Genomic DNA, 14608 nt, shown 5'->3' on the forward strand with positions numbered 1-14608 from the left:
GAATGTAAGTTTAACAAGATGGGTTGCCCTATTAGACAGCATAATGGTCAGTGCACAGTACGAACAATAATTCGAGTTCATGCCCACCCATTGTTTCAGGAACGCCCAGTCCTGATTCAAGAAATGCATTCGGCCGCTTACTAATTTCCCGACTGCTGCACAGCAGCAGCTAACATTTCTGCGGTTTGGCGGACGATTCCTTCATCATTACCTTCTACCATCACTCGGATCACGGGTTCTGTGCCGGAAGGTCGCAATAAAATACGGCCGGCGCCATTTAATTGTTTTTCGGCTTCGGTAATGGCTTTTTTAATGTTGGGGTTTTGCGCAACAATATCTAAAATGCCCTTTATAGGAACATTTATTAATACTTGCGGATGTTTAACCATTACTTTTTTTAAGTCGGCAAGGGGCTTTTCGGCTTGTTGCATAATACGCAAAATTTGCAGTGCTGTGATAACCCCATCTCCGGTGGTGGTAAATCCAAGGTCCACAATATGTCCGGAAGATTCGCCCCCTAAAAACCATCCCTTTTTCTGCATCAGGTCCAACACATAACGATCGCCGACGGGAGAGCGTTTAAAAGCAATATGATGGCGCTTTAAGGTTTGCTCCAAACCTAAATTGCTCATTATGGTACCCACGACACCTAGAGGCGTGTTCTCTTTTAAATAAAATCGATCGATGGCCATGATACATAATAGCTCATCCCCGTCTACTCTCAAGCCGTGATGATCCACCATGATCAAACGATCGCCGTCGCCATCAAAAGCAATACCGACGTCAGCGTTGTGTTTCACGACCATTTCCTGCAAGTGAGTGGTGTCAGTGGCTCCACAGGTCTGGTTGATGTTAAAACCATCAGGGTCGTCAGCGATAGCCATCACTTCTGCACCTAGCTCGTGAAAAATCGAAGGGGCAACTGCATAAGCGGCGCCGTTTGCACAATCGACGACTATTTTTAACCCTTTAAGCGTTAAATTCGAAGGAAATGTACTTTTACAAAATTCAATGTAACGACCGTGCGCTTCGTTCATTCGCGCTGCTTTTCCTAGGCGATCAGCGACGACGGTTTTCATCGGTTTATCAATTTGCTTTTCAATTGCTAATTCCAATTGATCAGAGAGTTTAAAACCGTCTTTATTAAAAAATTTCACACCATTATCGGGGTAGTGATTATGTGAAGCGCTAATGACAATGCCAGCGTCGGCTCGAACGGAGTGAGTTAAATAAGCAATAGCGGGTGTCGGCATAGGACCTGTTAACTTGATATTAACACCTGCCGCCGATAATCCTGCTTGAAGCGCTGATTCGATCATGTAGCCAGAAATTCGAGTATCTTTTCCAATTAAGACGGTGGCCGAGTGGCTATTCGCTAATACGCGGCCAACTGCCCATCCGAGTTTAAGCATAAATTCCGCATTAACCAGGGAGTTTCCAACTTTACCGCGAATTCCATCTGTCCCAAAATATCTTTTTTGCATTTCTCCTCTTCAATGTTAGACCCGTCATCCCCGCGCTGGATTCCCACCTGCGCGGGGATGACGGGCTTTAAGTTTCTCACTTGTGGGTAATGATATGGTCGCTACTCCTCAATTGCATCAACACTTCGCGTATGGGTTGCAATTTTTATTGCTTCTCGTGTTGCTTTGACGTCGTGGGTGCGTATTATTGAAGCACCATGGTAAGCAGCCAATACATCAGCCGCGATACTTCCAAATAAGCGATTTTCGGGCGGTTGATTTAGAACATTTCCAATCATTGATTTTCGCGACCACCCCGATAAGACGGGTAATCCCATTGCCACAAATTCAGCTAATTTATTCAATAAATAAAAATTCTCTGACATATTTTTACCGTAATTCCCTTGTCCAAAACCCGGATCAATGATAATTCGGCTTTCGGAAATACCCGCTTTTTTACAACGTTGGATGCTTTCTTGCAACTCTTTCTTAACGGATTGAAGGAAATAGAAATGCGTTTTTGATCCTGGTTTTATCGCCCCAGACGGAAAATGCATCAAACAAACAGGCGTTTTTAACGCTGAAACGGTTGTTAAAGCGTCCTCCAATTGCAGAGCGCGCTGATCATTGATCATATCAGCCCCCGTATTTACAGCCTCACGCATTACACGAGGACGACTAGTATCCACCGAAATTAACAGGGGAAATCGTTTTTTTATAGCATCAATGACGGGCAACAGTCGATCTAATTCTATTTGCGTGGAAGGCGAATTGGTTTTGATATCAACAAAAGGGTTGGTGGCCTCACCCCCAATATCCAAAATATCGGCGCCTTCATCCACCATTTTTTCTGCTGTACGTAACGCAGAATTTAGATTGAGGTGGGCATGGTAGAATGAATTGGGAGACACATTGATTATCCCCATTACCGCGGGTTCAGAAAAAACAATGCGCTTATCGTCGCGCAACCGTAGGTGGAATAACTGCTTCAAGGAAATGCCTCCTCACTTATCATCCCGCAGACAAGCCGCGGGACGGGGTTTAACGTTAAAGAGGTTATGCAGCTCGGTCATCTTATGCAGGTCGAGGCCTGTCAGGATTTACTGTTTTTTCTTCACCTTTCTCTTCCGATAGTTCTTTTTCAGAATTTTCTTTGTACGCTGACGTGCTCCCATTTTCCTCTTTCCAATCTGGCGGCGGCGAAGGCTCTTTATCTGCTAGAATTTCCTTAATTTGAGCCTCACCAATGGTTTCATATTTAATAAGCGCTTTAGCCATCAAATGAAGCTGTTCGATGTGTTCTTTCAAGGTTTGTTTTGCTGTTGTATAAGCCGTGTCAACAATGCGACGGACTTCTAAGTCGATCTCTTTGTTAGTCGCATCAGAAATATCTTTACGCTGAGTAACTGAACGACCTAAAAAGACTTCGCCTTCTTCTTCTCGATAAGTCAAGGGTCCTAATTTTTGAGACAAACCCCATTTAGTGACCATATTGCGTGCAATTTCGGTTGCTTTTTCAATATCGTTGGAAGCCCCCGTTGTCACGAGATCGGGACCAAAGATGATTTCTTCCGCAATACGCCCACCAAACAATCCAGCAAGCTGACATTCCAAACGCCGCTTAGTCATGCTGTAACGATCATGCTCAGGAAGAAACATTGTCACGCCGAGCGCCCGCCCTCGCGGGATGATTGTGACTTTGTAAACAGGATCATGTTCTAGCATGTGCAAGCCCACGATAGCATGACCGGCTTCATGATAAGCCGTTAATTTCTTTTCATCATCCCTCATCACCATCGATCGACGTTCTGCACCCATCATGATCTTATCTTTAGCCCGCTCAAATTCGAACATACTGACTTCTTTCTTATTTTCCCGAGCTCCAAACAAAGCTGCTTCGTTTACAATATTAGCCAAGTCAGCGCCTGAAAAACCGGGCGTCCCACGCGCAATCACAGAGGCTTTAACGTCTTTTGCCAAAAGCAATTTATTCATGTGTACTTTTAAAATATATTCACGTCCTTTGATGTCAGGTAAAGGCACTACGACCTGGCGATCAAATCGACCAGGGCGTAAAAGTGCAGGATCAAGAACATCCGGACGATTGGTCGCAGCCATTACAATAATGCCTTCTTTACCCTCAAACCCATCCATTTCTACTAAGAGTTGGTTCAAGGTTTGCTCACGTTCATCATGTCCGCCGCCCAAACCAGCACCGCGATGCCGTCCCACGGCGTCAATTTCATCGATAAAAATAATGCAAGGCGCTTGCTTTTTAGCCTGATCGAACATATCCCGAACCCGCGAAGCACCCACGCCAACAAACATCTCCACAAAATCCGAACCAGAAATGGTGAAGAAAGGAACTTTCGCTTCACCAGCAACGGCTTTAGCCAATAAAGTTTTACCTGTTCCCGGCGGACCCACAAGCAGCACCCCACAAGGCATTTTACCGCCTAAGCGCTGGAATTTTCCAGGATCACGGAGGAATTCCACCAGTTCTTTAACTTCTTCTTTGGCTTCATCGACACCGGCTACGTCATCAAACGTCACTTTAACCTGATCTTGACTGAGCAACCGCGCTTTACTACGCCCAAAAGACATTGGGCCACCGCCACGCCCACCGCCCTGCATTTGGCGCATAAACAAAATCCATACAAACATTAACATTAAGAATGGAAACCAACTAATGAGAATATGCAAAAACATACTTTGTTGTTTAGGAGGTTCACCCTTAACGCTGACACCCTTCGCCATTAATTGATTTAATAACGCTTGATCTTCCATAGGCAAATAGGTGGTGAAATGTTTGTTATCCTTAGTCACTCCCTTGATTTCATGACCTTGAATTACCACGTTGCTAATTTTGTCATTATTCACCGCTTGAACAAATTGCGAATAACTGTATGGCTGTACATCGGACTGACGCGAACCAAAATTGCTGAAGACAGAGATAAGGACTACGGCAATGACTAACCATAACAGTAAATTTTTAACTATACTATTCAATCTGTTACCTCGTCTTTTTTCATACCGGTTGATTATAGCCCAGAAATTCGCTGGCGAGTATATAAATTTCGCTCGACCGAGATCTTGAAGGACTGGGCTTGAGGAATTTAAGCTGGTTGAAATAGGGGTTCAAATTAATCAAAAAATAATCCACCCCGGGACATTGAAAGACTTTGACCAAAAATCTGCCCCTTCTGGATAATAATTTTTGAGCGCAATCCCAAGCTAATTCGACTAAATGCAGTGATCTTGATTGATCGACATTCTTTATACCTGAAATATTGGGGGCCATATCAGAAATAACAAGGTCTACTTGTCCAGTTAGGGTCTTTTTTACAACGATGGCCTCCAATTGGTTAAAGATTCCAGGTTCATTGAAATCGCCCTGAATAAATATCACATCCGACATTGACTGTATGGGCAGAAGATCAACGGCAATAACTACCCCCTTAGGGCCTACGAGATTCTTAGCCACTTGCGACCAGCCTCCTGGAGCGGCGCCTAAATCAATAACGTTCATACTAGGTTTAAAGAGCTTATACTTTCGGTGGATTTCTAATAGCTTGTACGCCGCCCGCGAAGGATAGCCTTCCTTTTTTGCCCGTTTGACGTAAGGGTCTTTCTCGTGCTCTTCAAGCCAACGTTTGCTGTGGGTCATTCTGCTCTCGTCCTCTTCTCCTTAAAACATGCCTAACTGCAATTTCGCCGTATCTGACATCATGTCCTGATCCCAAGTAGGATCGAATACCAATTCGACCTCCACTTCACTGACTGCAGGGACCTATAAAATCTTCTGTTTAACATCTTCGACCAGCACAGGCCGCATTCCACCCCCCCGGTGCCGTTAACGCCATTTCAACCAGCACTCGATGCATATTTTCCGCGAGTTTTTCAATTGCGCCCACACCTTATCTTTAACGCCAGTATCTTCAGGCAAATTATCCAGCGGATTCTTGATTGGTTTGCCTAACGCATCGGCGTCTTTGGCTTCAATTCGCGCTAAATTCCCAAAAATAGTAACCGTAAAGGTCTCAACTTTACTTTACATAATCGTCACTTCACTTCCTTAAAGACACCCGAATCGGCGCGCCCGATGGGGTCATCAGCGCCATTGTATCTCGATTTAATACCGAAATTTCTTTTTCTTCACTCATCTTATTCTTCCTTCAAATGAAAACTTTCCCCACAACCACAAGCACCAATTGCGTTGGGGTTATTAAAATAGAGTTGGTATTGACCCAGATCTTTTTTCACATAATCTACAACGGTTCCTTTAATCATGTGGAGACATTTCGGATCAATGGCGATGGTTAACCCTATTGCAGTCTTCATCAAAACGTCATTTTCTTTAGGGTTTTCGACAATTTCCGGTTGATACATGTAACCCGAACAACCGGTTTTTTTTATAGATAGCCGAAAAAAGGAATGTTTCGTTCCCTTTTTAATTAACGATTGAATATGCGTATAAGCGGCTTTTGTAAATTCAATAATAATTTCTGCCTGTGTCATTCTGTTTTCACCAACGTGGCAGTACTGTGATGTAAAGCAGCCAATGCAGCGTGCCAACATAAAGTAGCGCATTTTACTCGAGCGGGATATTCAGCCACTCCTGCTAAAACAGCTAATTTTCCTAATTGAGCGGTCTCCCGTTTTTTACCCGTCACTAAATCGTGAAATTGAGAAAATAAAATTTCGGTTGCCTGAATTGATTTTCCTTTTAACGCATCCATCATTAAGGAAGCGGATGCCATGGAAATCGCACAACCGCTTCCTTCGAAACGGGCTTCTGTTATCAAGCCATTTTTCTCTTGGAAAAATACCGTTAACTGATCACCACATAAAGGATTATACCCTTCATGAGTATGAGTTGGCATTTCCAATCGACCGAAATGACGGGGATTTCGGCCATGATCGATAATTAGTTGATGGTATAAATCGTTTAAATCAGTCATGGTTTTCTCAATCTCGATCCTGCTATCGAAACAACTTAACCACTCGGTACAACCCTTCCACCAACCGATCTACGTCTTGCATTGTATTATAAATTCCAAATGTCACACGCGCGGTGGCGGGTAAATTAAAACGATCCATTAATGGCATCGCACAATGATGTCCGGCTCGAATGGCAATGCCCTCATTATCTAAAATCGTACTGATATCGTGTGGGTGGGCTTGCGCCATTACAAAAGAAATTGCGCTGGCTTTATCAGGTGCGTTACCAATAATTCTTAATCCGGGAATTTTTTGCAGTTGTTCGGCGGTATAACACATTAATTCACTTTCATGAAGTTTTATTTTTTCAAACCCGACACGAGTCACATAATCAATCGCCGCCCCCATACCGATAACCCCACCCATATTGGGTGTACCGGCTTCAAACTTGTAAGGCAGCACGTTATAATCCGTTTTTTTAAAACTCACTCGACTAATCATATCGCCGCCGCCTTGATAAGGTGGCATAGCCGCTAACCATTTTTCTTTTCCGTAAAGAATGCCGACACCCGTTGGGCCATATAATTTATGACTAGAAAATACGTAAAAATCGCACTCCAAATCCTGAACATCCACTTCTCGGTGAGAAATAGCCTGCGCACCATCCAGCAAAACAGGGGTTTTGTTTTGATGAGCCAATTGAATCATGTTCTTAACTGGGTTAACTGTGCCCAACACATTAGAAATATGTATTAATCCCACTAATTTAGTGCGCTTCGTTAATAATTTCTGGTAAGCGTTGAGATCTAAAACGCCGTCATCATCGACTGGAATTACCTTTAATTTAGCATTCATACGCTCACACAAAAGTTGCCAGGGGACAATATTTGAATGATGCTCCATCGCCGAAATTAATATTTCATCCCCACTTTTAACCCGCAATGCCCCAAAACTGGCTGCCACTAAATTAATGGACTCCGTGGCGCCGTGAGTAAAAATAATTTCGAAAGAATCGGTTGCATTAATAAAAGTTTTAATTTTCTCTCGAGCTTCTTCGTAATTTCTCGTTGCACGTTCACTTAATTCATAAATGCCTCTATGTACGTTGGCGTTATCCTGACAATAGTAACGGGACACCGCATCCATCACGGCTTGAGGTTTTTGTGCCGTTGCGCCGGTGTCTAAATAAACCAGCGGTTTTCCATGAATAAGCTGCTTTAACACGGGGAAATCGTCACGCACGTTCAATGAATTAGGCATGGCAACACGCCCCCCCTTGACAGTACGGCGTGGCTAGCCGGTCCGTGACTAATTGCTGAATTCGATCGGCGATTACTTTATTGGGCAGCATCTCCAGCACTTCATTGGCGAATGCACAAGTGAGCAAATGTTCAACTGCGCCACGATTAATTCCGCGACTTTGCAGATAAAAAATCGCTTCCTCATTTAATTGACCGGCAGTGGCGCCGTGAGTGCACTTGACATCATCGTTATAAATTTCGAGTTCGGGCTTTGTATCAACTCCAGCTTCCGGCGATAAAATCAAATTTTTGTTTGTTTGATGCGCGGTTGTCTGGGTTGCGTTGGGTTGTACGATAATTTTTCCATTAAAGACTGCCCGTGATTTATCGGTAAGAATACCTTTGTAGCTTTGCTGGCTACTGCAATGTGAGACGCAATGATCGATACGCGTATGATTATCCACGTGGCAGCGGTCATTGAGATAATAAAAACCCAATAGCTGGCAAGAAGCACCGGTTTCGTCCAACGAATAATTTAAATCATCACGACTCAATTCGCTACCCATCGCGATATGACCAGAAGTTACTTGACTGTGACGGTTTTGATAAATGGAGGTGTTGGCAATATGAAAAGCGCGATCTCCTTCTTGTTGTAATTTATAAAGCTCAAGATAAGCAGCTGAATTAACCTTTATTTGTGTTACCACATTATTAAAATAAACGACCCCATTAGTTCCCTGATACTCCTCAAAAACAACAGCCTTTGCATTTTCTTCAAGAAGAATAAGATGACGTATCTGAGACATAGTTGGAAAAGCCGTTGGTTTTGAGAGATGTAGCAGGTGAATGGGTTTTTCTAAACAACAATTTTTAGGAACTTGAAGAAATAAACCATCTTGAAACAAAGCATCGTTCATCAATGAAAAAGCGGTCTGATAATCTTCTTTTATGACAAGTTCGGTTTGAATATCTCGCTGAATATTTTTTAATGAATTCAATTGCACTTTCGATGGCAGCCCTAATAAATTGGACAAGCTAGGTGCAAAATGCCCATTAACAAATACGATACGATACGCATCTGTCAAAATAAGATTGGCTATATTGGCATCGGTATTTTCAGCAAACGAAAAAGCTTGCTGGGCAATAGAGTCAACGTTTGTGTACTTCCAATTCTCTATTTTATGATGAGGAAAGCCTTGCAACAAAAAGGCTTTTAATTGCTCTTTTTGCCATAGATACCACTGGCTATTTTGATTTTGTAGCGCTCTCAAGGCGCTTTCATTCCAGGCTCTCATAACCAGCCGTACCCTTTTTTCTCAAGTTCAAGCGCTAATGATTGGTCGCCCGATAATACGATTCGGCCATTTACCAATACGTGAACAAAATCCGGTTTAATATAATCCAATAACCGCTGGTAATGGGTAACTAATAAAATAGCGCGTTCTTTGTTACGCAAACTATTAACGCCTTTGGAAACAGCTTGCAACGCATCGATGTCCAATCCCGAATCAGTCTCGTCTAAAATGGCCAGCCTGGGCTCAAGCATTAACATTTGCAGAATTTCATTACGCTTTTTTTCACCGCCAGAAAAACCTTCATTGACGGAACGTTTTAAAAATTTATCGTCCATATCCACAAGTGCTAACTTTTCTTTGACTAAATTTATTAAATCGATCGCATCAAAAGACGTTTCGCCCCGTGTTTTACGAATGCTGTTTACGGCAGTTTTTAGAAAATAAAGATTATTAACGCCAGGTATTTCAACTGGGTATTGAAAAGCTAAAAATAACCCTTTTGCCGCGCGATCTTCGGGTGATAATTTAAACAAATTTTCATCGAAGTAATGCACGTCACCATTGACGATGGTGTAATCTTCGCGGCCAGCGAGCACAGAGGCCAATGTGCTTTTGCCTGAGCCATTGGGCCCCATAATAGCGTGCACTTCTCCAGCATTAATTGTTAAATCAACACCGTGAAGTATTTGGTTGTTATGAACGCTTGCATGTAAGTTTTTTATAGTTAACATGAATATCTCTTATTTTTCCACCTTTATCCAACGGCCCCTTCTAAACTCACTTCCATTAATTTCTGTGCTTCAACGGCGAATTCCATGGGTAATTTTTGAAAAACTTGTTTACAAAATCCATTAACGATCATCGAAACGGCATCTTCTTGCGTAATGCCTCGTTGTCGGCAATAGAATAACTGATCCTCTCCAATTTTAGAGGTGGTTGCTTCGTGCTCAACGCGAGCAGTTTTATTCTTTATTTCCATATAAGGAAACGTGTGTGCCCCACAACGATTACCCAATAACAAAGAATCGCATTGGCTATAATTCCGCGCATTTTCCGCTGTCGGTAATATGCGCACCAGTCCGCGATAGCTATTCTGGCCTCGACCTGCTGAAATACCTTTTGAAATAATGGTGCTTCGGGTATTTTTTCCGATATGAATCATTTTCGTCCCTGTATCCGCTTGTTGAAAATTATTGGTAAGTGCAACAGAATAAAATTCACCAACTGAATTATCACCTTTTAAAATAACACTCGGATATTTCCAGGTAATCGCCGAGCCAGTTTCAATTTGCGTCCACGAAATCTTGGAATTAATCCCGCGACAAGCACCCCGCTTCGTCACAAAATTGTAGATGCCGCCCTTCCCTTCTTCATTGCCGGGATACCAATTTTGTACGGTGGCGTACCGGATTTGGGCGTTATCGAGCGCCACTAATTCCACCACCGCAGCGTGTAATTGATTTTCATCTCGTTGTGGCGCAGTGCAACCTTCTAAATAACTTACATAACTGCCTTCATCAGCAATAATGAGTGTTCGCTCAAATTGACCGGTATTGGCGGCGTTAATGCGAAAATAAGTCGATAATTCCATTGGGCAGTGCACACCTTTTGGAATGTAAACAAAAGAACCGTCGCTAAACACGGCGGAATTTAACGTCGCGAAAAAATTATCGCCATAAGGTACAACGCTACCTAAGTATTTTTCAACTAATTCGGGATGCTTTTGTACCGCTTCTGAAAACGAACAAAAGATCACACCCGCTTTAGCTAATTTTTCTTTAAACGTCGTTGCTACCGAAACACTGTCAAAAACAGCGTCGACAGCCACTCCAGCTAATCGTTGTTGTTCGTATAAAGGGATTCCTAGTTTCGTGTAAGTCTCTAGCAATTTTGGATCGACTTCCTCTAAGCTCTTAGGTTTCTTTTTTGACTTTGGCGCCGCGTAGTAACTGATCGCTTGATAGTCGATCGGATTAAAACAGACATGCGCCCATTGGGGGGCTTCTAAAGCCACCCAGTGACGGTACGCTTTTAAACGCCAATCCAGCATGAAACTAGGCTCATTCTTTTTGGCTGAGATCAGACGGATGACTTCCTCGTTTAAACCGGGAGCAATGACATCAGTTTCAATGTCCGTAATAAAACCGTGTTCGTATGTTTTGTTAACGATTGTTCCTAAATAACCTTGATTAGACATTTTTTTTCTCACAGCGGCAGTGGCTGCATTTGCAAATACTGATTCGTTTCAACAATGGCTTTTGCATATCGGCTAGATTTAAACTATCTAACACATCAAAATATAAGAGTGTTAATGAGCCGCCAGTTTCTCGTACACCACACACCGCGTTATGTTCGCATCGATTGGCACTGCGACTGCATTTCGTCATCGCTGGTTTGCCATCGACGGCGGTGATAATATCAGCAATGCTGATGGTCTCTGGCGAGCGCGCCAGTTGATACCCGCCGCTCACTCCACGCTCGGAATTTACTAATTTACCTTCGCTTAAGAGCTTTAGAACTTTACTAACCGTCGCGATGGATAACGACGTCTTTCGCGCAATTTGTGCGGCACTATAACGCTCTGTTTTGCTAGAGGCTAGAGTCGTCATCACGGTTGTCGCATAGTCAGCAAGTCGCTGATCTTTAACATTTGTGTTTCTCAAGCGTCAACCAATTGTTACTCAGCTAACTAGCCCGTATGAGAGAAACGAAATACAGGAAAACAATGATGCCGTTTATCGTCCCTGTATTTCGTTTCTCTCATACGGGCTAGTTGTTGAAAACCTACACTTTTAATCACACCCAGACACATACTAAAACTTTATTAAACAAGGTTGATATAGTACCATACTCGTCCTATTTCGCAATGCGACCGTAGATGTTTAAAAATGACTGCCTTACAGAGCAAAAGCCGTCTTTCTACCATTTTTAATGTTTCTCTTGTCAGCGCTGTGATAAACACGCTTCTGGGCTTATTCAAAATCGTGGTAGGTATTTTCGGGCACTCGCAAGCGCTTATTGCCGACGGAGTCCATTCCTTATCCGATCTCCTTATGGACGGGTTGGTAATGGTAACGGGGCGCATGGGAGCTCAATCACCTGATAAAGAGCACCCTTACGGGCATCGGCGCATTGAGACCATCGGCTCTATTATTATCGCCGTCATTTTAATCTTCGTGGTTATCAGCATTGCGTTTGATACCTTTGAACATCTTATCCATCATGCTCATTTACCTTTACCCACTTTCCCCGTTATTCTTGTGGCCGTTATTTCTATCATCGCCAATGAGGGTTTATTTCGTTATATCTTCGCCAAAGGAAACCAAATTAATTCTGATTTGCTACGCACTAACGCTTGGCATCACCACAGTGATTCGCTTGTTTCATTAATCGCTTTAATCAGCGTCATTGGAAATCGTTTTGGCATCACTTATCTTGATGCCATTGGCGCTTTTATTATAGCCGTTTTAATACTACAGATGGGAATTAAAATGATCTGGAACAATGGTAAAGAATTAATTGACACTGCTGTTGATGATGATACGTTCAAAAAAATAACCGAAACGATTTCCAGCGTGCCGGACGTGCTTTCTATTCATCAGTTACGAACACGTTATCATGGAGGCAATATTTTTCTGGACGTACATATTCAAGTGGCTCCTGATATTAGCGTATCGGAAGGACATTATGTCGGTGAACAAGTTCGTCTTACACTGTTAAAAAGTGTTGAGCACGTGGCCGACGTGACCGTCCATATCGATCCCGAAAATGATGCCACCTCTATGCCGTCAGCGACTCTACCCAGCCGTCAGGCTATTCTTCTCTTATTAAATGACCGTTGGAAACATTTACCCGGTTTCACCCAAATCCGTCGCACGATTTTGCATTACCTTAATTGTAAATTACACGTTGAAATTTATTTGCCACTAACTGCATTAGCAGATGATAAGCTATTGTTAGAACAACAATACCGCAACGCGGCTAATCTCGATATTATTAAAAAAGTGACTATTTATTTTGAGTAGCCAGCGAAAAACTTATTTATTTTATGACCTGGAAACCACCGGGCTAAACAAATGTTTTGATCAAATTATTCAGTTCGCCAACATCTGCACCGATGAAGCGTTAAATGAATTAAATCGTTACGAAATTTTGATTCGACTTAATCCCGATGTCATCCCTTCCACTGAAACAATGATCACTCACCGTTTTAGTATCGATCAAATGCTTTCGGGAAAAGTTGAAATTGAAGCGATTCGAGAAATTCATCAATTAATAATACAACACGCCCGGCACGATTAGTGTGGGGTACAATACCCTTGGTTTTGACGATGAATTCTTACGCTTTTCTTTTTATAGAAATTTACTTCCTCCTTATACGCATCAATATGATAATTTTTGTGCACGAATGGACCTTTATCCCCTAACGATTTTATATTATCTATTCAAGCCGAACGCTTTAAATTGGCCAGATCCATTTGACTTAAAACTCGAAACTCTATTAAAAGCAAATCAATTAGTCAAAGGACAATCGCATAATGCCATAGGTGGACGTTGAGGCTAGCGTCGCATTAGCGAGCTTATTAATGAATCAGAAAACGATGTAGCGTTATGTGATCGGTTATTTTGATAAAAAACAGAAACCCAGCGAATATCACAATTACCTATCGGTATTCAATCAACTTTTAGCTCTCATCATGAAGACGTATTAATCCAAGGGATTTTTGGCGCTCAATTGGCTCATCAAGCACCTGTTATTTATTTGGGACAGCATAACCATTATAAAAATCAATGTTTTTAGCTTCGTCTGGACTATGAGGAGTTGTTATCGATCACCGTGGATAGCATCCCATAAACCACTTACGCTATTCGAAAACGAATGGGAGAACAGCCGATTTCTTACCCGCTTCATCGCTATTTACGTCTGTCCGAAGAGCGATTGCAGCTCGCTACAGAAAGCAAAAAATGGTTAGAAAGCCATAGCCAACTTTTTCATCATATTTGTGACTACTACCAAAATTTCACTTATCCAAAAGTTCCCAATCTCGATCCTGATTCCGCTTTGTACGAAGTTGGTTTTCCAACTCCTTATGAAGATTTTTTATCCAAACGCTTCTATCTAGCTCCACCAGCTGAAAAAGAAAAATCGGTTTGCGCATTAATTTGCTTAGGCACGCTATCTTGGACCTGCTGGATCTTCTGCTGTAACGTCGCTACAACTTCTTTCATACCACCTGCCGAAAGCGTAGCCGGCTTGGAAGCAGCGAAACTGCTTGATAACTTCAGAAGCAACAAGCAACTGCCTACAATCAATGAGCATTTTTTCATTTCTTAAAACACCCCTTTTTAGACTTCATCATTCCTTCGCAAGCGAAATCCAGGCGTGCTTTTAGCGCGCTGCGCACGCTGGGTCCTCGTCTGCAGGATGACGGGTTTTAAGTTTTTATATTTATATCACTTGTGGTAATACTATGAGTGCACCTTATCACAGAAGCCTTAAGAAAAAATTAAAAGATATTTGCCTTGTGAGACTCTTTCTACACACGAAGGAAAGCGATGAGTTTGTTTCCTGAGCAGGTGGAATTAATGGAAAGGCTTGTTTTAATTGAAGCAATTGATTATTGGGTTGAAAATAATTTCCCTTACATTTTCTAAGCCGTAGTGGAAA

Annotated in this window: 11 protein-coding genes and 4 pseudogenes; 2 read left to right on the forward strand and 13 right to left on the reverse strand. The window is 42.4% G+C overall.

Annotated features, from left to right (window positions below):
- Positions 1 to 140: 140 nt before the first annotated feature.
- The 12 genes and pseudogenes from glmM to FIV31_RS05065 all read right to left on the reverse strand — a co-directional run bounded on the left by glmM (position 141) and on the right by FIV31_RS05065 (position 11549).
- Complete coding sequence (gene glmM / locus FIV31_RS05010; protein WP_280124025.1) at positions 141 to 1484, reverse strand: phosphoglucosamine mutase; 1344 nt, start codon at positions 1482 to 1484, stop codon at positions 141 to 143.
- 101 nt (positions 1485 to 1585) lie between these two features.
- Positions 1586 to 2478 (reverse strand): annotated as a pseudogene (gene folP / locus FIV31_RS05015) (dihydropteroate synthase).
- A gap of 59 nt (positions 2479 to 2537) precedes the next feature.
- The gene (gene ftsH / locus FIV31_RS05020; RefSeq protein ID WP_280124026.1) at positions 2538 to 4472 is read right to left on the reverse strand and encodes an ATP-dependent zinc metalloprotease FtsH; all 1935 of its coding nucleotides are present in this window, start codon (positions 4470 to 4472) and stop codon (positions 2538 to 2540) included.
- 19 nt (positions 4473 to 4491) lie between these two features.
- Positions 4492 to 5130, reverse strand: a complete 639-nt coding sequence (locus FIV31_RS05025; protein ID WP_280124027.1) for an RlmE family RNA methyltransferase — start codon at positions 5128 to 5130, stop codon at positions 4492 to 4494.
- A 21-nt stretch (positions 5131 to 5151) separates the two neighbouring features.
- Positions 5152 to 5626, reverse strand: a pseudogene (locus FIV31_RS05030) (iron-sulfur cluster assembly protein).
- Position 5627: 1 nt separating this feature from the next.
- Positions 5628 to 5981: a Fe-S cluster assembly scaffold SufA gene (gene sufA, locus FIV31_RS05035; protein WP_280124028.1), complete on the reverse strand. Its 354-nt coding sequence runs from the start codon at positions 5979 to 5981 to the stop codon at positions 5628 to 5630.
- The gene (sufU, locus tag FIV31_RS05040; RefSeq protein ID WP_280124029.1) at positions 5978 to 6424 is read right to left on the reverse strand and encodes a Fe-S cluster assembly sulfur transfer protein SufU; all 447 of its coding nucleotides are present in this window, start codon (positions 6422 to 6424) and stop codon (positions 5978 to 5980) included. The genes sufA and sufU overlap by 4 nt, the downstream gene beginning before the upstream one ends.
- Before the next feature lie 22 nt (positions 6425 to 6446).
- Positions 6447 to 7664, reverse strand: coding sequence for a cysteine desulfurase (locus FIV31_RS05045; protein WP_280124030.1), 1218 nt, complete (start codon positions 7662 to 7664; stop codon positions 6447 to 6449).
- Positions 7657 to 8940 (reverse strand): Fe-S cluster assembly protein SufD, encoded by a 1284-nt coding sequence (gene sufD, locus FIV31_RS05050; protein ID WP_280124031.1) that lies wholly within the window; start codon positions 8938 to 8940, stop codon positions 7657 to 7659. The genes FIV31_RS05045 and sufD overlap by 8 nt, the downstream gene beginning before the upstream one ends.
- Entirely contained in the window at positions 8937 to 9671 is a 735-nt protein-coding gene (sufC, locus tag FIV31_RS05055; protein WP_280124032.1) for a Fe-S cluster assembly ATPase SufC, read from the reverse strand. Before sufC ends, sufD begins: the two co-directional genes overlap by 4 nt.
- Before the next feature lie 23 nt (positions 9672 to 9694).
- The gene (sufB, locus tag FIV31_RS05060; RefSeq protein ID WP_280124033.1) at positions 9695 to 11137 is read right to left on the reverse strand and encodes a Fe-S cluster assembly protein SufB; all 1443 of its coding nucleotides are present in this window, start codon (positions 11135 to 11137) and stop codon (positions 9695 to 9697) included.
- Positions 11130 to 11549, reverse strand: coding sequence for an SUF system Fe-S cluster assembly regulator (locus FIV31_RS05065; RefSeq protein WP_280124035.1), 420 nt, complete (start codon positions 11547 to 11549; stop codon positions 11130 to 11132). Before FIV31_RS05065 ends, sufB begins: the two co-directional genes overlap by 8 nt.
- Positions 11550 to 11828: 279 nt before the next feature.
- On the opposite strand from FIV31_RS05065, the gene FIV31_RS05075 reads away from it, so the two are divergent.
- On the forward strand, positions 11829 to 12965 hold the full coding sequence (locus FIV31_RS05075) for a cation diffusion facilitator family transporter (protein ID WP_280124034.1): 1137 nt from the start codon (positions 11829 to 11831) through the stop codon (positions 12963 to 12965).
- Positions 12958 to 14086 (forward strand): annotated as a pseudogene (locus FIV31_RS05080) (exodeoxyribonuclease I); the annotation flags it as partial. The gene FIV31_RS05075 and the pseudogene FIV31_RS05080, both read left to right, overlap by 8 nt.
- On the opposite strand, the pseudogene FIV31_RS08550 reads toward FIV31_RS05080, so the two are convergent.
- A pseudogene (locus tag FIV31_RS08550) lies at positions 14086 to 14268 on the reverse strand (hypothetical protein); the annotation flags it as partial. The pseudogenes FIV31_RS05080 and FIV31_RS08550 overlap by 1 nt on opposite strands.
- Positions 14269 to 14608 lie beyond the last annotated feature (340 nt).

It is taken from the genome of Coxiella endosymbiont of Ornithodoros amblus, from assembly GCF_019425495.1.
Taxonomy (GTDB): Bacteria; Pseudomonadota; Gammaproteobacteria; order Coxiellales; family Coxiellaceae; genus Coxiella.